Below are 20,337 nucleotides of genomic sequence, written 5' to 3' on the forward strand. Positions count from 1 at the left end.
GCTCCCAATCCGGGGCGAGGTTTTTTTCAGGGCAATACACCGGTCAGGCGGTTTCCACACTCTGCGGGCGACGCACGTCCGGCTGCTTCCAGGAGTCGGCAGCGCTCTCTTCGATGGCTTGCTGGATCGCCCGCTTGCGGGCTTCTTCGGCACGGCGGCTGAAGAACCAGACCAGGAAGGTCACCAGGGACACCGCCAGCAGAATCAGGCTGGCCACGGCGTTGATCTCCGGCTTGACCCCCAGGCGCACCGCCGAGAACACCTCCATCGGCAAGGTGGTGGAACCCGGGCCGGAGACGAAGCTGGCCAATACCAGGTCGTCCAGGGACAGGGCGAAGGACATCATGCCGCCGGCTGCCAGGGACGGCGCGATCATCGGGATGGTGATCAGGAAGAACACCTTCCACGGACGCGCGCCAAGGTCCATGGCCGCCTCTTCGATGGACAGGTCCAGCTCACGCAGGCGCGCCGACACCACCACCGCCACATAGGCCGCACAGAACGTGGTGTGGGCGATCCAGATGGTGACGATCCCCCGCTCCTGGGGCCAGCCGATCATCTGCGCCATGGCCACGAACAGCAGCAACAACGACAGACCGGTGATGACCTCGGGCATGACCAGCGGCGCGGTGACCAAGCCACCGAACAGCGTGCGCCCCTTGAAGTGAGTGATGCGAGTCAGCACGAACGCCGCCAGGGTACCCAGGGCCACCGCGGCAATCGCGGTGTAGCAGGCGATCTCCAGCGAGCGCACCACCGACCCCATCAGCTGGGTGTTGTCCAGCAGGCCAACGTACCACTTGATCGACCAGCCGCCCCATACCGTCACCAGTTTGGAGGCGTTGAACGAGTAGATCACCAGGATCAGCATCGGCAGATAGATGAACAACAGGCCGATCACCAGCATCAGGCTGGAAAAACTGAAGCGCTTCATTCCTTGCCCTCCATTTCTTTGGCCTGACTGCGGTTGAACAGGATGATCGGCACGATCAGGATCGCCAGCATCACCACCGCCAGGGCGGAAGCCACCGGCCAGTCACGGTTGTTGAAGAATTCCTGCCACAGCACCTTACCGATCATCAGGGTTTCCGGGCCGCCCAGCAGCTCAGGAATCACGAACTCACCCACGACCGGGATGAACACCAGCATGCAGCCGGCGATGATGCCGTTCTTCGACAGCGGCACGGTGATCTGCCAGAAGCTGTTGAACGTACTCGAACCCAGGTCGGACGCCGCTTCCAGCAGGCTGTGGTCGTGCTTCACCAGGTTGGCGTACAGCGGCAGGATCATGAACGGCAGGTAGGAATAGACCACCCCGATATACACCGCGAGGTTGGTGTTGAGGATCTGCAGCGGCTCGTTGATCAGGCCCATGGACATCAGGAAGCCGTTGAGCAGGCCGTTGTTGCTGAGGATGCCCATCCAGGCGTAGACGCGGATCAGGATCGCGGTCCAGGTCGGCATCATGATCAGCAGCACCAGCACGGTCTGCATTTCCTTGCGCGCCGTGGCGATGGCATACGCCATCGGGTAACCGATCAGCAGGCAGAGGATGGTGCTGAAAAACGCCATCTTCAACGAGCCGAGGTAGGCGGCGATGTACAGCTCATCGTCTCCCAGCATCGCGTAGTTGCCGAGGTTGAGCAGCACCTGCAGCTTCTGGTCGACGAAGTTGTAGATCTCGGTGTACGGCGGGATAGCCACGTCCGCTTCAGCGAAGCTGATCTTCAGGACGATGAAGAACGGCAGCATGAAGAACAGGAACAGCCAGATGAACGGGACCCCGATGACCAGCTGGCGGCCACCGGGAATTATTCGACTGAGTCGGCGCTTGAGCTTTCGCATGTTCATGAGCGCAGTACCACGCCACTGTCGTCTTCCCACCAGACATAGACCTGGTCACCCCAGGTCGGCCGTGCGCCGCGGCGCTCGGCGTTGGCGACGAAGGATTGCACCAGCTTGCCGCTCGGCAGCTCGACGTAGAACACCGAGTGGCCGCCCAGGTAGGCGATGTCGTGCACCTTGCCGCTGGACCAGTTGTATTCGCAGGTCGGCATCTCGGCGGTCACCAGGAGCTTTTCCGGGCGAATGGCGTAGGTCACCGACTTGTCCTGGACCGAAGTGCTGATGCCGTGGCCGACATAGATGCTGCGGTCCACGTCCTTGCAGGTGATCACTGCATGGCCCTCGGCATCGTCCACCACTTCGCCCTCGAAGATGTTGACGTTGCCGATGAACTCGCACACCAGGCGGCTGACCGGCGTCTCGTAGATGTCGATCGGGCTGCCGATCTGGGCGATCCAGCCCAGGTGCATGATGGCGATGCGTTCGGCCATGGTCATGGCCTCTTCCTGGTCGTGGGTCACCATTACGCAAGTCACGCCGACGCGCTCGATGATCTCTACCAGTTCCAGCTGCATCTGCGAGCGCAGCTTCTTGTCCAAGGCCCCCATGGGCTCGTCGAGCAACAGCAGTTTCGGGCGCTTGGCCAAGGAGCGGGCCAGGGCCACGCGCTGGCGCTGGCCACCGGAAAGCTGGTGCGGCTTGCGCTTGGCGTACTGGCTCATCTGTACCAGCTTGAGCATCTCCGCCACTCGGGCGTCGACCTCAGCGGTCGGGATCTTGTCCTGCTTGAGGCCGAAGGCGATGTTCTGCGCCACGGTCATGTGCGGGAACAAGGCATAGGACTGGAACATCATGTTGATCGGCCGCTCGTAGGGCGGCATGTCGGTGATGTCCACGCCATCGAGGAAGATTCGCCCCTCCGTTGGCCGTTCGAAACCGGCCAGCATCCGCAGCAAGGTGGACTTGCCCGAACCCGAGCCGCCGAGCAGGGCGAAGATCTCGCCTTTCTTGATTTCCAGGGACACGTCGTCCACGGCAACCGTCTCGTCGAACTTCTTCGTGACCCGGTCGATTTTGACCAGCACCTGTTTAGGTGTCTGGTCGCCCTCGAGGGCTTTCTTATAGGCGCCGGAGGCAACTGCCATTTGCGAAACTCCCAACAAAATTTGCAGCCCGCCGCACGCCGGCGGGCCTTGGATAGTTTGAGCCTGTAGTACTACTTGCCCGTCTTGACCTTGGTCCAGCTGCGGGTCATCAAGCGTTGGATATTGGGTGGCAACTCGGTGGATACATAGGTCTTTTCGAGCACTGCCTGCGGTGGATAGACCGCTTCATCGGTGCGGATGGATTGCTCCATCAGCTTGTCCGACCCCGGGTTGGGGTTGGCGTAACCGACGTAGTCACTGACCTGGGCAATCACCTCAGGTTGCAGCAAATAGTTGATGAAGGCGTGGGCTTCCTTGACGTTGGTCGAATCCTTGGGAATCGCCAGCATGTCAAACCACAGGGCACCGCCCTCCTTCGGGATGCTGTAGGCGATGTTCACGCCCTTGCCGGCATCCGCGGCCCGGGCCTTGGCCTGGAACACATCGCCGGAGAAGCCGATGGCCACGCAGATATTGCCGTTGGCCAGGTCGGATATGTACTTGGAGGAATGGAAGTAGGTCACGTAAGGGCGTACCGCCAGGAGCTTGGCCTCGGCCTTCTTGTAGTCCTGGGGATTGGTGCTGTTGGCGTTCAGCCCCAGGTAGTTGAGGACCGTAGGCATCATTTCATCGGCGGAATCGAGGAAAGCCACGCCGCAGCTGTTGAGCTTCTTGATGTTCTCCGGCTCGAACAACACGCTCCAGGAATCGATCTTGTCCACACCCAGGGCGGCCTTGACCTTGTCCACGTTGTAGCCGATGCCGTTGGTACCCCACAGGTACGGCACCGCGTACTGGTTGCCCGGATCGTTCATTTCCAGGCGCTTGAGCAGGGCCGGGTCAAGGTTCGAATAATGGGTCAGCAGGCTCTTGTCGAGCTTCTGGAAGGCCCCGGCCTTGATCTGCTTGCCCAGGAAGTGGTTGGACGGCACCACCACGTCATAGCCGGTACGCCCGGCCAGCAACTTGCCTTCCAGGGTTTCATTGGAATCGAATACGTCATACACCGGCTTGATACCCGTGGCCTTTTCGAACTCGGCCAGGGTGTTCTGACCGATGTAATCGGACCAGTTATAAATATGCACGGTCGGTGCCGCCTGAGCGCCAGCCACCAGCGTCAGGCTGGCGGCGACCAGCATGGCCTTGCGAAATAAAGAAATAGGCAAGTGGAGGTCCTCTTAACTTGAATAGTTGGGCTCAAGTGGCCCCGCGCTACCTGACAGCCCTGGACTGCCCAGCAACAAAACCGGCGCGCAACTTACCCTCGATAAACCAATCCAGCAAAACTTTCTGTCATTTAATTGTTTCCTGTTGCCGCCCTCGCCATGACGACGGCAACAGGGTAGTGCTGCAAACCGGCTTATTTACCGGATTTGATCTTGGTCCAGCTGCGGGTCAGGATGCGCTGGGTCGCGGCCGGCAAGTCGGCAATCGCGTACAGCTTGGCCTGTACATCAGCAGGTGGGTAAATGCCCGGGTCGCTGGTGATGTCTTTATCGACCAATGGGGTTGCAGCCGCGTTACCGTTGGGGAAACGCACGGCGTTGGTGATCTCGGCCATGATTTCCGGCTTCTGCAGGAAGGTCATGAACTTGTAGGCGCCTTCGACGTTTTCAGCATCCTTGGGGATGGCGACCATATCGTAGAAGCTGCCAGCACCCTCTTTGGGGATGTTGTAGCTGACCTTGACCTTGTCACCGGCTTCGGCGGCGCGGGCCTTGGCCTGGTAGACGTCACCCGAATAACCCACGGCGACGCAGATGTTGCCGTTGGCCAGGTCGGAAATGTACTTGGAGGAATGGAAGTAGCCGATCGAAGGACGAATCTTGAGGAACAACGCTTCGGCTTCAGCCAGTTGCTTCTTGTCCTGGCTGTCGGTCGGATAGCCCAGGTAGTGCAGCGCCACCGGAATCATCTCGGTTGGCGAATCGAGGAAACTGATGCCGCAGGACTTCAACTTCTCGGCGTTTTCCGGCTTGAACAGCAGGTCCCAGGAGTTGGTCGGCGCATCGGCACCCAGCGCGGCCTTGACCTTCTCGGCGTTGAAACCGATACCGATCGAGCCCCACATGTAAGGGAAGGCGTGCTTGTTGCCCGGGTCACTCACCGACACCGCCTTGAGCAGTGATTCGTTGAGGTTTTTCCAGTTCGGCAACTTGGACTTGTCCAGTTCCTGGTAGACACCGGCCTTGATCTGCTTGGCCAGGAAGTTGTTGGAAGGCACTACCACGTCATATCCGGACTTGCCGGCGAGCAACTTGGCTTCCAGAGTTTCATTGCTGTCGAACACGTCATAGACAACCTTGATGCCCGATTCGGCTTCAAACTTCTTGATGGTGTCCGGCGCGATGTAATCGGACCAGTTGTAAACGTGCAGCACCTTATCGTCCGCTTGTGCTGCCGCCGCCATCACGCCCATCAGGGACATGGCGAGGAGGGTCTTGCCAGCTAACTTCATACCTAATGCCTTCATGCGTAATGCTCCAATTATTCTTTTTAACCACTCGTTCAGCGGCCAGAGTCCGGGCAAACGGAACGGCGGGTAGTCTGGCAAGATCCAAGGCCGGCTTTCAAGAAAAGACCAGGCCTTTATATCTGCTTTGAACGCAGTGCCCGCAAGCACCGCGCTCAAAGCCTAGCACTCAGCCCTCGAGCACACTCAGGGTCAGGTCCAGACACTTGCGCGCCTTGGTTACCAGTTCGTCGATCTCCGCTTCGCTGATCACCAGGGGCGGCGCAATGATCATGGTGTCGCCCACGGCGCGCATGATCAGGCCGTTGTCGAAGCAGAACTGCCGGCAGATCATGCCCACACCACGGCCTTCGTAACGCGCCCGGGTGGCCTTGTCCTTGACCAGTTCGATGGCCCCCAGCAGCCCTACCCCGCGAACTTCGCCCACCAACGGGTGATCGCTCAGCTCGCGCAGACGTTTTTGCAAATAAGGTGCCGCTTTTTCATGGGCGCGCTGGATAATTTTCTCTTCACGCATGATGCGGATGTTTTCCAGGGCCACGGCGGCGGCCACCGGGTGCCCGGAATAAGTGAAGCCGTGGTTGAAGTCGCCGCCCTCATTGAGCACCGCCACCACTTCGTCGCGCACGATCAGGCCGCCCATGGGGATGTAGCCGGAGGTCAGACCCTTGGCGATGGTCATCATGTCCGGCTTGAGGTCGTAGAAATCGCTACCGAACCACTCACCGGTGCGGCCGAAGCCACAGATCACTTCGTCGGCGACGAAGAGGATGTCGTACTTGGCGAGGATTTCCTTGATCCGCGGCCAGTAGCTGTCCGGCGGGATGATCACGCCTCCGGCGCCCTGGATCGGCTCGGCGATAAAGGCGCCGACATTGTCCACGCCCAGTTCGAGGATCTTCTCTTCGAGCTGGTTGGCGGCCCAGATACCGAACTCTTCAGGGCTCATGTCGCCACCCTCGCCGAACCAGTACGGCTGCGGGATGTGGACGATGCCCGGAATCGGCAGGTCGCCCTGCTCGTGCATGTAGGTCATGCCGCCGAGGCTGGCGCCGGCCACCGTGGAACCGTGGTAGCCGTTGACCCGGCTGATGATGGTTTTCTTGTTCGGCTGGCCCTTGATCGCCCAGTAGTGACGAACCATGCGCAGCATGGTGTCGTTGCCTTCGGAGCCGGAGCCGGTGAAAAACACGTGGTTCATGCCTTCCGGCGCCACCTCGGCAATCGCCTTGGACAGCTCCAGCACAGGCGGGTGGGCAGTCTGGAAAAACAGGTTGTAGTAAGGCAGCTCACGCATCTGCTTGCTGGCGGCCTCGGCGAGCTCGTCACGGCCATAACCGATGGCTACGCACCACAGGCCGGCCATGCCGTCGAGAATCTGATTGCCTTCACTGTCCCAGAGGTACACACCCTTGGCATGGGTGATGATCCGCGGCCCCTTTTCCTTCAACTGTTTGAAGTCACTAAAAGGTGCCAAGTGGTGATCATTGCTAAGAGTCTGCCACTCGCGGGTTTGCGGGTTTTTATGAGTCATCAATCTCTCCTAAGTGTCAGTGAAGGCGCCACTGGCGGGCAGTGGCGCCCGGCGGATCAGACGGCGAACAACAGGAACTCCCGCTCCCACGAACTGATCACGCGCTTGAAGTTTTCATGCTCGGCCCGCTTCACCGCGACATAGCCGGTGATGAACTTCTGGCCCAGGTACTTCTCGATGGTCTTGCTGTTTTCCATACGCTCCAGCGCATCCTCGATGGTCAGCGGCAGGCGCAGGTTGCGCCGCTCGTAACCACGACCGACCACCGGCGCGCTTGGGTTGTGGCCTTCGACCATGCCGATGTAGCCACACAGCAAGCTGGCGGCAATCGCCAGGTAGGGGTTGGCGTCGGCGCCCGGCAGGCGGTTTTCCACCCGGCGGTTCTGTGGCCCAGCATCCGGCACCCGCAGGCCCACGGTGCGGTTCTCCTCACCCCACTCCACATTCACCGGCGCCGAGGTGTCGGGCAGGAAGCGGCGGAACGAGTTGACGTTGGGGGCGAACAGCGGCAACAACTCGGGAATGAACTTCTGCAGCCCGCCGATGTGGTTGAGAAACAGCTGGCTCATGGTCCCGTCTTCATTGGAGAAGACGTTCTTGCCCGTGTTGATGTCGATGATGCTCTGGTGCAGGTGCATGGCGCTGCCAGGCTCGCCGGTCATGGGCTTGGCCATGAAGGTGGCGGCCACGTCGTGCTTGAGCGCGGCTTCGCGCATGGTGCGCTTGAACACCAGGATCTGGTCGGCCAGGGACAATGCATCGCCGTGACGGAAGTTGATCTCCATCTGCGCCGTGCCGTCCTCGTGGATCAGGGTGTCCAGGTCCAGCTCCTGCAGCTCGCACCAGTCGTAGACATCCTCGAACAGCGGGTCGAATTCGTTGGCCGCTTCAATAGAGAACGACTGGCGCCCGGTTTCCGGGCGACCGGAACGACCGATCGGCGGCTGCAGCGGGTAGTCGGGGTCGTCGCTGCGCTTGGTCAGGTAGAACTCCATTTCCGGCGCCACGATCGGCTGCCAGCCGTGGTCGGCATAGAGTTTCAGGACCTTCTTCAGGACGTTGCGCGGCGACAGCTCGATCGGGTTGCCCTGTTTGTCGTAGGTGTCGTGGATCACCTGGGCAGTGGGCTCGATGGCCCAGGGCACGAGGTACACCGCGTTCTGGTCGGGGCGGCAGACCATGTCGATGTCCGCCGGGTCCAGCAACTCGTAATAGATGTCGTCTTCGACATAGTCGCCGGTCACGGTCTGCAACAGCACGCTCTCGGGCAGGCGCATGCCTTTTTCGGCAATGAACTTGTTGGTCGGCGAGATCTTGCCCCGGGTGATCCCGGTCAAGTCGCCGATCATGCATTCGACTTCTGTGATCTTGTGGTCTTTCAACCAATCGGTGAGCTGGTCGAGGTTGTTACTCATAAATGCCTCTAGGCTGAGTTTCCTGACTCTCTATTAAGTCAGGCGTTGTATGACGCTTCGGCGTCGCGCTGTTTTGCCCGCTTGCGACAGGCATCCCCAAAAGCCTGGAAAATCGCCAGGTAGTGAGGATTGCAGCTTACCTGCCATTCGGGGTGCCATTGCACCCCCAACGTAAATGCCTTGGCGGTATCGACGGAGATCGCCTCTATCAGGCCGTCAGGCGCCAGCGCCTCAACCCGCAGGCCTGGTGCCAGGCGCTCTACGCCCTGGGCATGAATCGAGTTGACCTGGATATCCCGGGGCAGGCCCAGGCCCGCCAGGACGCCACCTGCCTGGATGTGCACGTCGTGGGCTGGCGCGTACCAGTCATCCAGGGGCTGGCCTGGTTTTTCTGCGTGCCGGTGGTCATTGAAGGGCCCCACCTCATGCACGTTCTGGTGGAGGCTGCCGCCCAGGGCCACGTTCATTTCCTGAAAGCCACGGCAGATGCCCAGCACTGGCACCCCGGCCTCGACGGCGGCAGTGAGCAGCGGCAAGGTGGCCGCATCCCGTGCAGAATCATGAGCAGTGCCTGGTGCACTGGCCGACCCCAGGTAATGGAAAGGTTCTATATTGGAAGGTGAGCCGGTAAAGAGGATGCCGTCCAGACCGTCCAGAATATCGGACGGGGAAAGCAAGTCTGCCATGGAGGCAAGAATCACCGGCAAGCCCTGGGCTGCGCTGGCTACTGCCTGGACATACTCGTCGCCACTGATGTGATAGGCATGCAAACCGATCTGCCTGGAGCAGGCGGTGACGCCGATTAACGGCAGGCGAGACATGAAACACCCCGGTATTATTGCTGTTATGGGTTTGATTCGAGCTTAGCCTTGTTCATTTTTTTACACAACACCCCCGTAAAAAATACAACACGGCCCGCTCAAGCCTGCGGTGCACATGGTGGTCAAGGCCCAAAAAACGCCCTGTTTTGCCTCAAAAGAGCCTCGGCAGCCCTTTATTAGGGCATAAAAGGCCTTGCTTGACTTCGGCATGCCGTTCGGGTTGACTGAAACCAGAAAAGATCAATGATTGATATTTTTAACAACAAAGGTGTTGCATCATGTCGGTACCCCCGCGTGCCGTTCAGCTCAACGAAGCGAACGCGTTCCTCAAGGAACATCCAGAAGTTCTGTACGTTGACCTTCTGATTGCGGATATGAATGGTGTGGTGCGCGGCAAGCGCATCGAACGCACCAGCCTCCACAAGGTTTACGAGAAAGGCATCAACCTGCCGGCCTCGCTGTTTGCCCTGGATATCAACGGCTCCACGGTGGAAAGCACCGGCCTGGGCCTGGACATCGGCGATGCTGACCGGATCTGCTATCCAATCCCCGACACCCTGTGCAACGAGCCTTGGCAGAAGCGCCCTACCGCGCAATTGCTGATGACCATGCACGAACTGGAAGGCGATCCGTTCTTCGCCGACCCGCGGGAAGTGCTGCGCCAGGTCGTCACCAAGTTCGACGAACTGGGCCTGACCATCTGCGCCGCTTTCGAGCTGGAGTTCTACCTGATCGACCAGGAGAATGTGAACGGCCGGCCACAGCCGCCACGCTCGCCGATCTCCGGCAAGCGCCCGCATTCCACCCAGGTCTACCTGATCGACGACCTCGACGAATACGTCGACTGCCTCCAGGACATCCTCGAAGGTGCCAAGGAACAAGGCATCCCGGCCGACGCCATCGTCAAGGAAAGCGCCCCGGCGCAGTTCGAAGTGAACCTGCACCACGTCGCCGACCCGATCAAGGCCTGCGACTACGCGGTCCTGCTCAAGCGCCTGATCAAGAACATCGCCTACGACCATGAGATGGACACCACCTTCATGGCCAAGCCTTACCCGGGCCAGGCGGGCAATGGTCTGCACGTTCACATTTCGGTTCTGGACAAAGATGGCAAGAACATCTTCGCCAGCGAGGATCCCGAGCAGAACGCCGCACTGCGTCACGCGATCGGCGGTGTGCTCGAGACCCTACCGGCGCAGATGGCCTTCCTCTGCCCGAACGTCAACTCCTACCGTCGTTTTGGCGCACAGTTCTACGTACCGAACTCGCCAAGCTGGGGCCTGGACAACCGCACCGTGGCCATCCGCGTGCCGACCGGCTCGGCCGATGCCGTGCGTATCGAACACCGGGTCGCTGGCGCCGACGCCAACCCCTACCTGTTGATGGCTTCGGTCCTGGCGGGCGTGCACCACGGCCTGACCAACAAGATCGAGCCGGGGGCGCCGACCGAAGGCAACTCCTACGAGCAGAACGAGCAGAGCCTGCCGAACAACCTGCGTGATGCCCTGCGCGAGTTGGACGACAGCGAAGTCATGGCCAAGTACATCGATCCGAAGTACATCGATATCTTCGTCGCCTGTAAGGAAAGTGAGCTGGAGGAGTTCGAACACTCCATCTCCGACCTCGAATACAACTGGTACCTGCACACCGTGTAAGCGCCAGCTGCATTGAAGAACGCCGCAGGGTTTATCCCGGCGGCGTTTTTTTTATGCCCGTGATTCGGATGCGCCCCAGGCTGCGGCTACAGGGATAATCGCTCACTCGCGTACAATGCCCGCTGCCCTGTAGGAGAGACTGATGACGCGCACCGCACCGCTTCGCAAACCCCGTGCACGCAGCCAGGCCCGGATCGACTCGATACTCGACGCCGCACGAACCCTGCTGGCGGCCGAGGGCGTGGCCAGCCTGTCGATCTACAGCGTGGCCGACAAGGCGCAGATCCCGCCATCCTCGGTCTATCACTTCTTCGCCAGCGTCCCGGCCCTGCTGGAAGCCCTCACTGCCGATGTCCACGCGGCGTTCCGCGCCTGCCTGCTGGAACCTATCGACCATGAGCGGCTCGGCAGCTGGCGCGACCTGTCGCGCCTGGTGGAGCAACGCATGCTCGACATCTACGGCGAGGACGCGGCGGCCCGCCAACTGATTCTCGCCCAGCACGGCCTGACCGAAGTCACCCAGGCCGACCGCCAGCACGACATCGAGCTGGGGGACCTGATGCACAAGCTGTTCGATCATCATTTCGAGTTGCCGACGCTGCCCACCGATGTGGACGTGTTCGCCCTGGCCATGGAGCTGGGAGATCGGGTGTATGCCCGCTCTGTGCAGCAGCACGGGCAGATCACCCCACGCATGGCCGAGGAAGGCATGCGCGTGTTCGATGCCTACCTGGGCCTGTACCTGCCGCCCTACCTGGCCAAGCGCACCACCCCGCGCTGAACGCCGGCTCAGGCCTGGCGCAGCAGCAACCGGTCGATGCTGTGGTCCGCCGACTTGTGGATGATCAGGTTGGCCCGCTCCCGAGTCGGCAGGATGTTTTCAACCAGGTTCTTCAGGTTGACCCGGTCCCAGGTATCGGAGGCCACTGACAGCGCCTCGGAATCGGACAGGCCCTTGTACTTGTTGAAATAGGAATCCGCCGACTGGAAGGCCGTGTTCTTCAGGTAGACGAACCGCTCCAGGTACCAGGTCTTGATGGTCGCTTCAGGGGCGTCGACATAAATCGAGAAGTCGATGAAATCCAGGGCATTCAGGCCCTGGCCCTGCTCCCCCTGCAACACATTCAAGCCTTCCAGGATGATGATGTCCGGCGCCTCCACCGACTGCGCCTCATCGGCCAGGATGTCGTAGCGCACATGGGAATAGATGGGAATCCGCGCCGCTTCGCCCCGGCGGCACACCGCCTGGAGAAAATCCACGAACAGCGGCTCGTCATAGGACTCGGGAAAGCCCTTGCGGTGCAGGATGTTTTTTTCCTGCAGGGTGGCCAGCGGGAACAGGAACGAATCCGTGGTCACCAGGTGCACATTGGGCTTGCCCGGCCAATAGGCCAGCAGCGCCGCCAGGACCCGGGCAAAACTGCTCTTGCCCACCGCCACGCTGCCGGAAACACCGATCACGTAGGGGGTCTTGAAACCGGTCTGCGGCACCTTGAGCGACTGCACCTGGGCCGCATGCAAATGCAGCAGGCGCGACAGCGGCAGCAGGACCTGCCGCACTTCATCGGGCGCCATAGGCTGGGTCGGGCTGGTCAGCGCCTCCATATCGGAGGGCGACAGGTTCATCGGCTCTGCGGCCCGGAGAGCGGACCAATGGTCGCGATCGAACTCCAGATACCCCACGTTTGGACCCTGCTTTGTTGTCATGTCTGTACTGTCAGGCCTTGCCGAAAGCAGGGAAAGTATCAAATCTGACCGTTATTTACAGCGCCCATGAAAAAAGCCCCGAAGGGCTCGCACCGTTCGGGGCCGTGATCGTGCGTCGTTCACAACTTGGCGATCGATACCTCGGTGGACTTCACAAAGGCGATCACTTCGCTGCCAATCGACAGCTCCAGCTCTTTCACCGAGCGGGTGGTGATCACCGAAGTGACAATGCCGGAAGCGGTCTGCACGTCGATTTCCGACAGCACGTCGCCTTCGACGATTTCCTTGATGGTGCCCTTGAACTGGTTGCGTACGTTGATGGCCTTGATGGTCATGGTATTTCTCCTAAGGTCGAAAAACAGAGCTGCAAGCTTCAAGCCGTCAGTTGCAAGCACAAGCACGACGCTCTTGCTTGCCGCTTGCAGCTGGAAACTTGCCGCTGCTCTAGAGCGCCCAGCGCAGCTGCGTGGGCAAGGGTGAAACGGGTTCCGGTTCCGGTGGCGAGCCGGGCAGTGACAGCACACGGTTGAGGACTTCGGTTTCCAGCGCCGCCAGGCGATGGGAACCCCGCACCCGCGGGCGTGGCAGCTCGACGTGCAGGTCGAGACCGACCTCGCCGTCCTCGATCAGGATCACCCGATCGGCAATCGCCACCGCTTCGCTGACATCGTGGGTGACCAGCAGCACGGTGAAGCCATGCTGCTGCCACAGGCGTTCGATCAACTGCTGCATCTCGATCCGCGTCAGGGCATCCAGCGCCCCCAGCGGCTCGTCCAGCAGCAACAGCCGCGGCTGGTGGATCAGGGCGCGGGCCAGGGCCACGCGCTGCTTCTGCCCACCGGACAGGGCCGCAGGCCATTCCTGGGCGCGGTCCGCCAGGCCCACGGCTTCCAGAGCTTGCAGGGCTTGCGGGCGCCAGTTGCCCTTGAGCCCGAGCCCGACGTTATCGATGACCTTTTTCCAGGGCAGCAGGCGCGCTTCCTGGAACATCAGCCGGGTGTCTTCAATGGCGGCGCTCAAGGGCGCGGAACCGGCCAGCAGTTCGCCGGCGCTGGGCTGGTCGAGGCCGGCCAGCAGGCGCAGCAAGGTACTTTTGCCGCAGCCGCTGCGCCCTACCACCGCCACGAACTGGCCGGCGGGAATGTGCAGGTCGATTTCCCGCAGCACCTGTCGCGAACCGAAAGTCTTTTGCAGTTTGCGCACTGCCAGGGGAATGCCCTGCAGCAGCCGCGGAGGTTGTTGAGCCGTCATTGGGCACCGCCTTTGGCGACCTGGTAGGCCGGATGCCAGCGCAGCCAGACCCGCTCCAGGCCACGCGCGGCCAGGTCCGCCAGCTTGCCGAGCACCGCGTACAGAACGATCGCCAGCACCACCACGTCGGTCTGCAGGAACTCCCGGGCGTTCATTGCCAGGTAGCCGATGCCGGAGCTGGCGGAAATGGTTTCGGCGACGATCAGGGTCAGCCACATGAAGCCCAGGGCAAAGCGCACCCCCACCAGGATCGAAGGCAGGGCGCCGGGCAGGATCACCTGGCGGAACAGGGCGAAGCCGGACAGGCCGTAGCTGCGGGCCATCTCCACCAGCGCCGGATCGACATTGCGGATGCCGTGGTAGGTGTTGAGGTAGATCGGGAACAGCGTGCCCAGGGCCACCAGGAAAATCTTCGCCGACTCATCGATGCCGAACCACAGGATCACCAGGGGAATCAGCGCCAGGTGCGGCACATTGCGGATCATCTGCACCGAGCTGTCCAGCAGCCGCTCGCCCCACTTCGACAGGCCGGTGATAAAGCCCAGCGCCAGGCCGATGCCGCCACCGATGACAAAACCCAGGCCGGCGCGCCAGCCGCTGATGGCCAGGTGAGTCCAGATGTCGCCGCTGCGCACCAGGCTGACGCCGGCCTCGATCACTGCACTGGGAGCCGGCAGGATGCGGGTCGACAACCAGCCGGCCGACACCGATAACTGCCACACTGCGAGCAGTAGCAGCGGCAGCCCCCAGGGCGCCAGCCGCTGCACTATACGTTGTCCATTCATGACCGCACCTCAGCTCTGGGACGCGGCTTTGGGAATGATGTCATTGGCGACCATCTCTCCGAACGGGCTGACATAACCTGCGGTCTCGGGCAGCTTGGGCCGCTCGATGTCCAGGTGCGGGAACAGCAGTTCCGCCACCCGATAGGATTCTTCCAGGTGTGGATAACCGGAGAAGATGAAGGTATCGATGCCCAGGTCCGCGTATTCCTGCATCCGCGCCGCCACGGTAGGGCCATCGCCCACCAGGGCGGTGCCGGCACCACCACGCACCAGGCCGACGCCGGCCCACAGATTGGGGCTGACTTCCAGCCTGTCGCGGCGGCCACCGTGCAGGGCCGCCATGCGCTGCTGGCCCACGGAGTCGAAGCGCGCCAGGGACGCCTGAGCCCGGGCAATGGTGTCATCGTCCAGGTGGGAGATCAGGCGTTCGGCGGCCTGCCAGGCCTCGGCATTGGTTTCCCGCACGATCACGTGCAGGCGAATGCCGAAGCGCACAGTGCGCCCAAGCTTGGCGGCCTTGTCTCGCACCTGCTGGATCTTCTCGGCCACGGCGGCCGGCGGCTCGCCCCAGGTCAGAACCATCTCCACCTGCTCGGCCGCCAGGTCCTGGGCCGCTTCCGAGGAACCGCCGAAATACAGCGGCGGGCGGGGTTGCTGCAGCGGCGGATAAAGCAGCTTGGCGCCCTTCACGCTGATGTGCTGGCCGTCGTAATCCACGGTTTCGCCTTCCAATACCCGGCGCCAGATGCGGGTGAACTCCACTGAAGCCTGGTAGCGCTCTTCATGGTCGAGGAACAGGCCATCGCCGGCCAGTTCGTCCGGATCGCCACCGGTCACCAGGTTGAACAGCGCCCGGCCGCCGGACAGCCGATCCAGGGTCGCCGCCTGACGCGCCGCCACCGTCGGGGAAATGATCCCCGGGCGCAGGGCCACCAGGAACTTCAGGCGCTGGGTCACCGGAATCAACGAGGCCGCCACCAGCCAGGAATCCTCGCAGGAACGCCCGGTGGGAATCAGCACGCCGCCAAAACCGAGCCGATCGGCCGCCTGGGCAATCTGCTGCAGGTAACCATGGTCGACGGCGCGAGCGCCTTCGGCGGTGCCAAGGTAATGGCCGTCGCCGTGGGTGGGCAGGAACCAGAAGATGTTGAGGCTCATGGAGTGGTCTCCTAAGGGGTCGAATTACGGCGCTTTGGCCACGGTGGCGGTCGGTGTCCAGATCACATCGGCAATGCGCAGCGGCTTGGGAATCAGCTTGAGCTGATAGAAGCTGTCGGCGATCTTCTGCTGTGCGGCGATGACTTCCGGGGTCAGGAAGCCTGCGCCATAGCCCTGGCGCTTGACCGAAGTCAGGGTGATATCGGTGGACAAGCCCAGCAGCGGCGCCACCTGTTCGGTGACCTCCTGCGGATTGGCCCTGGACCACTCGCCTACCGCCCGCACCTCCTCCACCAGGGCCTTGATCACCTCGGGATGCTGTTGGGTGTAGGGCTTGGTCGCCAGGTAGAACTGGTGGTTGTCGACAATGCCGCTGCCGTCACGCAGGGTGCGCGCCTGCAGTTGCTGCTCGGCGGCCGCCTGGTAGGGGTCCCAGATCACCCAGGCATCGACACTGCCACGCTCGAACGCGGCGCGCGCATCGGCCGGAGGCAGGAACACGGTCTGGATGTCGCTGTACTTGAGGCCGGCGTCTTCCAGGGCGCGAACCAGCAGGTAGTGGACGTTGGAGCCCTTGTTCAGCACCACCTTCTTGCCCTTGAGGTCCTGCACCGTCTTGATTGGCGAGTCCTTGGGCACCAGGATCGCTTCGCTGTGGGGAGCCGGTGGCTCATAGGCCACATAGAGCAGGTCGGCGCCGGCAGCCTGGGCGAACACCGGTGGTGTCTCGCCGGTCACACCGAAATCGATGGAGCCGACATTGAGCCCTTCCAGCAGTTGCGGGCCGCCGGGGAACTCGGTCCATTGCACGTCGACACCTTGCTGCGCCAGGCGTTTCTCCAGCGAACCCCGCGCCTTGAGCAACACCAGGGTGCCGTATTTCTGATAACCGATACGCAAGGTGTCGGCTTGAGCTTGAACAATGGCGCCGAAGGACACAGCCGCAGCAAACAGAGCGACCAGACCGCGACGCAAAATGACAGGGCGCATGGCGCTCTCCTTTTTGCTGTGGGATTGTGGCTGCACCTGCTTGCCCGTTGGCGGGCGAGTAAGGCGAGTGTTTCAATCAGGGTGAAGCTCAAATGCTCCAGCGAGCACTCAACAGGCGTTCATTGAGCAGGTTCGGATCCAGCGGCTTGGGACGACGGGCCAGGGCGCTGTGAAACTGCTCCAGGGCCTCGTGCAGGCGCTGCTCCAGGGCTGGGGCCAACTGTGGCTGGGCGCTGCCCTCGCCGTAGGCGATCTGGCTGTCTTCGGCAAAGATGCCCTGGAGCATCTCCTGGGCCTTGAGCGCCGACAGCACCGGCTTCAGGGCGTAATCCACCGCCAGCATGTGGGCAATGCTGCCGCCGGTGGCCATGGGCAGCACCACCTTGTGGCTCAGGGCGCGCTCCGGCAGCAGGTCGAGCAGGGTTTTCAGGGCGCCGGAGAACGATGCCTTGTAGACCGGCGTAGCGATCAGCAGGCCATCGGCCTGTTCGATCTGTTGCAGCAGGTCGATGACCTTGGGGCTGTCGAAGCGTGCGTGAAGCAGATCCTCGGCCGGGAAGTCCCGGACCTGGTAACCGACCACTTCCACGCCTTGCTGCTGTAACCAGCGCTTGGACAACTCCAGCAGCACCCCGGAACGGGAGCGTTGGCTGGGACTGCCACCGAGAGAGACCACCAGCATGCAGGGAATTCCTTGAACAAAAGAGAGCGATTCGCGGGATGCGATCTCGCCGGACTGAACAGACCTTAACAGCCTATTTTTATATCCATAAATCTTATTTATTCATTTGTTTATTCCATATATGCATATGCAAATCCCTGGACGACAGGCAAAAAAATAGGCCGTCGAAACGGCCCAAATCCCCTGCCTTGTGGATCTGTTACTCCTGCGTGCTGCGTAGGAGCGGGCTTGCCCGCGAAAGGGTCCGCGAAACTTGAACCGGCCTCACCACCGCCTTCGCCGGCAAGCCGGCTCCTACAGCGGTTAGTGGGTCAGCGGTTGGGTTGCGGGGTCAGGCGCAGGTAGGGCTTCACTGCGCGATAACCCTTGGGAAAGCGTCGCTTGATCTCTTCCTCGTCCTTGAGCGACGGCACGATCACCACCTCGTCACCGTCCTGCCAGTTGGCCGGGGTGGCCACCTTGTAGTTGTCGGTGAGTTGCAGTGAATCGATCACCCGGAGGATTTCGTTGAAGTTGCGCCCGGTGCTGGCCGGGTAGGTGATGGTCAGGCGAATCTTCTTGTTCGGGTCGATGACGAACAGCGAACGCACGGTCAAGGTGTCGCTGGCATTGGGGTGGATCAGGTCATAGAGGTCCGAAACCTTGCGATCGGCATCCGCCAGGATCGGGAAGTTGACGACCGTGTGCTGGGTTTCGTTGATGTCCTCGATCCAGCGGTGATGGGAGTCCACCGGGTCCACCGACAGGGCAATGGCCTTCACTGAACGCTGGGCGAACTCGTCCTTGAGCTTGGCAGTGAACCCCAGCTCGGTGGTGCACACCGGGGTGAAATCCGCCGGATGGGAAAACAGCACGCCCCAGCTGTCGCCCAGCCACTCGTGGAAACGAATCTTGCCGGCACTGGAATCCTGTTCGAAGTCGGGGGCGATGTCGCCCAGTCTGAGGCTCATGGGTGCTGCTCCTGTGAGTGCGTTATGGAGCTACTCTGCCTGCACGGGAGACTATTTAAAAAGAATATATATCGATTTATTAATAACTGAATTGAATATTAAAAATCTCTTCACTGGACCATCGGACACAGGAAGACCACCCTTCTCAACAAGGTTCGAGAAGGCCTTGAGTAGCTGTAAAAAGAGGGGGACTCAGGAAGGGCTCACGGGGGTGGGCCTGACTTGAAGCAACACCTCGCCCGGCATTGCGCCGGGCGAGGTTTTATCACGCTATTACAGCAGCGGGATCGAATAGCTGACGATCAGACGGTTTTCGTCCTGGGAACGAGTCGAAGCCAGGTCGGTACGCCACATAGCGTTTTTCCAGGCAAAGCCGAGGTTTTTCAGCGGGCCTTCCGGAATAACGTAAGCAACGGTCAGGTCACGTTCCCACTCGGTCTTGTCGCCGACGGTGGTCTCGATGTTGTTGCCGCGCAGGTAGATCACGTTAGCGGTCAGGCCTGGTACGCCAACCTTGGCGAAGTCATAGCCGTAACGCGCCTGCCAGGTACGCTCGCCAGCACGGGCGAACTTCTGGATCTGCATGTCGGTGATGGTGCTGTTGGACGAGCCGTCACCCTGGTTCAGCCAAGGGAAGTCGCTGTCGCCGTTGGTGTACTGATAGCCACCACCGAAGGTGTGCCCTTCAACCGAGTACAGGGCCAGGTAGCTGTACAGGTTGTTGTCGACCTTGCCCTTGGTGATGCTGCCACCGTAGTAGCCTGGGGAGAAGTAAGTGGCGGTATCACCGTTGGCACCGTTGTCACGGCTGCGGTAGTAACGCAGGTCACTTTTCAGAACGCCCGGGCCGATAGCCCAGTTGTGCACCAGACCCAGGAAGTTCTGGGTGTAGAAGTCTTTCAGCTCGCCGTAGTAGTAGGAAGCGGTCAGATCCTTGGTGATCTTGTAGTCCGCACCGGCGAAGTAGAACTTGTTGCTGAACTCGCCTTTGCTGTAGTTGGAACCAGCGTTGGCGTTAGCGATCGACAGACCTTCGTTGTTGCTCGAGTTACGGCCTTTGGCGTGCTCGATCTGACCAGCAGTCAGGGTCAGGTCCTTGATCTCGTTCGAAGTGATCTGGCCACCCTGGAAGGTTTGTGGCAGCAGACGACCATCGTTGGTCTTGATAACCGGGTTGTTCGGCTGCAGGGTACCGATCTTCAGTTCGGTCTGGGAGATCTTGACCTTGCCGGTCAGGCCCAGGCTGGCGAAGTCAGGAACGGCACGGTTGCCATCGCTTGGAAAGATGGTGCCACCGGAAGCACTCCCGCTGGAGTTACCACTCTTGGCCGGGCTGGAGTCCAGACGAACGCCGTACAGGCCAATCGCGTCAACGCCGAACTGAACGGTACCTTGGGTGTAACCCGAGATGAAACGCAGATCGAAGCCTTGACCCCATTCTTCGTTCTTGTTCGCGCCAGGACCGTCACGGTTATCAGTATTGATATAGAAGTTGCGCAAGCCCAGGGTGGCCTTGCTGTCTTCGATGAAACCGGCGGCGCCTGCCTGCTGCGCCAAAACCCCTACGGCCACAGCCAGGGCCAAGGTGGACTTGTTCATGTATCGCTCCTCTCGTTTTCTAATTTTTGTGGTTCCTGGCCCCGGATCGAATGCCCGGGTGCCACAGATGCGCGATTAGCGCCAGACCGTGACCGATAAGTCAATCGTAACGATCTGTGTCTACGACCATGGTCTAATCGCAGTTATTTGGTCCATGCAGGGTAATGAATTACTCATAAACCCAAAAAGAATTGTTTAATTCTTTTTCATACCTTTCAGGAATAAAGCTCGCCACTCTCCCGACAAGAGATGCAGCGTAGACGCTTGCAAGCTTATTTCTGAAAGATATTCCCCTGGCTCAGCCCCCAAGATCCCCTGCGTGTACAA

Annotated in this window: 19 protein-coding genes; 2 read left to right on the forward strand and 17 right to left on the reverse strand. The window is 60.9% G+C overall.

The features are described 5' to 3' along the window. Positions 1–43 precede the first annotated feature (43 nt). The 8 genes from ACZ5BO_RS33390 to ACZ5BO_RS33425 form a co-directional block, all read right to left on the reverse strand. Positions 44–934 carry an ABC transporter permease subunit gene (locus ACZ5BO_RS33390; protein ID WP_025130960.1) on the reverse strand — a complete coding sequence of 297 codons (891 nt, stop codon included), beginning with the start codon at positions 932–934 and terminating at the stop codon, positions 44–46. Next, positions 931–1,812, reverse strand: coding sequence for an ABC transporter permease subunit (locus ACZ5BO_RS33395; RefSeq protein ID WP_177330318.1), 882 nt, complete (start codon positions 1,810–1,812; stop codon positions 931–933). Before ACZ5BO_RS33395 ends, ACZ5BO_RS33390 begins: the two co-directional genes overlap by 4 nt. A gap of 35 nt (positions 1,813–1,847) precedes the next feature. Then, positions 1,848–2,990, reverse strand: coding sequence for an ABC transporter ATP-binding protein (locus tag ACZ5BO_RS33400; RefSeq protein WP_025130958.1), 1,143 nt, complete (start codon positions 2,988–2,990; stop codon positions 1,848–1,850). Positions 2,991–3,061: 71 nt separating this feature from the next. Further along, positions 3,062–4,156 (reverse strand): polyamine ABC transporter substrate-binding protein, encoded by a 1,095-nt coding sequence (locus ACZ5BO_RS33405; protein WP_464697560.1) that lies wholly within the window; start codon positions 4,154–4,156, stop codon positions 3,062–3,064. 194 nt (positions 4,157–4,350) lie between these two features. Continuing rightward, positions 4,351–5,448 carry a polyamine ABC transporter substrate-binding protein gene (locus ACZ5BO_RS33410; protein ID WP_025130956.1) on the reverse strand — a complete coding sequence of 366 codons (1,098 nt, stop codon included), beginning with the start codon at positions 5,446–5,448 and terminating at the stop codon, positions 4,351–4,353. Between the two features lie 184 nt (positions 5,449–5,632). Beyond that, a complete protein-coding gene (locus ACZ5BO_RS33415; RefSeq protein WP_025130955.1) occupies positions 5,633–6,997 on the reverse strand; it encodes an aspartate aminotransferase family protein in 1,365 nt (454 codons plus the stop codon). Positions 6,998–7,053: 56 nt separating this feature from the next. Further along, positions 7,054–8,412, reverse strand: coding sequence for a glutamine synthetase family protein (locus ACZ5BO_RS33420; protein WP_011064101.1), 1,359 nt, complete (start codon positions 8,410–8,412; stop codon positions 7,054–7,056). A gap of 38 nt (positions 8,413–8,450) precedes the next feature. Then, complete coding sequence (locus tag ACZ5BO_RS33425) at positions 8,451–9,233, reverse strand: gamma-glutamyl-gamma-aminobutyrate hydrolase family protein (RefSeq protein ID WP_025130954.1); 783 nt, start codon at positions 9,231–9,233, stop codon at positions 8,451–8,453. A gap of 278 nt (positions 9,234–9,511) precedes the next feature. Here ACZ5BO_RS33425 and ACZ5BO_RS33430 point away from each other — a divergent pair, with 278 nt between their 5' ends. Both ACZ5BO_RS33430 and ACZ5BO_RS33435 read left to right on the forward strand, forming a co-directional pair. Next, on the forward strand, positions 9,512–10,888 hold the full coding sequence (locus tag ACZ5BO_RS33430) for a glutamine synthetase family protein (protein ID WP_011064103.1): 1,377 nt from the start codon (positions 9,512–9,514) through the stop codon (positions 10,886–10,888). A 142-nt stretch (positions 10,889–11,030) separates the two neighbouring features. Next, positions 11,031–11,669, forward strand: coding sequence for a TetR/AcrR family transcriptional regulator (locus ACZ5BO_RS33435; RefSeq protein WP_464697561.1), 639 nt, complete (start codon positions 11,031–11,033; stop codon positions 11,667–11,669). An 8-nt stretch (positions 11,670–11,677) separates the two neighbouring features. Here the strand turns inward: ACZ5BO_RS33435 and coaA are convergent, their stop codons facing one another. The 9 genes from coaA to ACZ5BO_RS33480 all read right to left on the reverse strand — a co-directional run bounded on the left by coaA (position 11,678) and on the right by ACZ5BO_RS33480 (position 20,010). Continuing rightward, entirely contained in the window at positions 11,678–12,595 is a 918-nt protein-coding gene (coaA, locus tag ACZ5BO_RS33440; RefSeq protein ID WP_464697562.1) for a type I pantothenate kinase, read from the reverse strand. 119 nt (positions 12,596–12,714) lie between these two features. Next, positions 12,715–12,930 carry a TOBE domain-containing protein gene (locus ACZ5BO_RS33445; RefSeq protein WP_011064106.1) on the reverse strand — a complete coding sequence of 72 codons (216 nt, stop codon included), beginning with the start codon at positions 12,928–12,930 and terminating at the stop codon, positions 12,715–12,717. 109 nt (positions 12,931–13,039) lie between these two features. Next, positions 13,040–13,846: an aliphatic sulfonates ABC transporter ATP-binding protein gene (ssuB, locus tag ACZ5BO_RS33450; protein ID WP_011064107.1), complete on the reverse strand. Its 807-nt coding sequence runs from the start codon at positions 13,844–13,846 to the stop codon at positions 13,040–13,042. After that, the gene (gene ssuC, locus ACZ5BO_RS33455; RefSeq protein ID WP_011064108.1) at positions 13,843–14,631 is read right to left on the reverse strand and encodes an aliphatic sulfonate ABC transporter permease SsuC; all 789 of its coding nucleotides are present in this window, start codon (positions 14,629–14,631) and stop codon (positions 13,843–13,845) included. Before ssuC ends, ssuB begins: the two co-directional genes overlap by 4 nt. A 9-nt stretch (positions 14,632–14,640) precedes the next feature. Beyond that, the gene (gene ssuD, locus ACZ5BO_RS33460; protein ID WP_025130951.1) at positions 14,641–15,789 is read right to left on the reverse strand and encodes an FMNH2-dependent alkanesulfonate monooxygenase; all 1,149 of its coding nucleotides are present in this window, start codon (positions 15,787–15,789) and stop codon (positions 14,641–14,643) included. A gap of 24 nt (positions 15,790–15,813) precedes the next feature. Further along, positions 15,814–16,779, reverse strand: a complete 966-nt coding sequence (locus ACZ5BO_RS33465) for a sulfonate ABC transporter substrate-binding protein (protein ID WP_025130950.1) — start codon at positions 16,777–16,779, stop codon at positions 15,814–15,816. Between the two features lie 88 nt (positions 16,780–16,867). Next, positions 16,868–17,461: an NADPH-dependent FMN reductase gene (gene ssuE, locus ACZ5BO_RS33470; RefSeq protein WP_025130949.1), complete on the reverse strand. Its 594-nt coding sequence runs from the start codon at positions 17,459–17,461 to the stop codon at positions 16,868–16,870. A gap of 311 nt (positions 17,462–17,772) precedes the next feature. Further along, positions 17,773–18,411 carry a peroxiredoxin gene (locus ACZ5BO_RS33475; RefSeq protein ID WP_025130948.1) on the reverse strand — a complete coding sequence of 213 codons (639 nt, stop codon included), beginning with the start codon at positions 18,409–18,411 and terminating at the stop codon, positions 17,773–17,775. Positions 18,412–18,684: 273 nt separating this feature from the next. Further along, positions 18,685–20,010, reverse strand: a complete 1,326-nt coding sequence (locus ACZ5BO_RS33480) for an OprD family porin (RefSeq protein WP_464697563.1) — start codon at positions 20,008–20,010, stop codon at positions 18,685–18,687. Positions 20,011–20,337: the final 327 nt, after the last annotated feature.

The sequence above is a fragment of the Pseudomonas sp. FFPRI_1 genome (assembly GCF_055384485.1).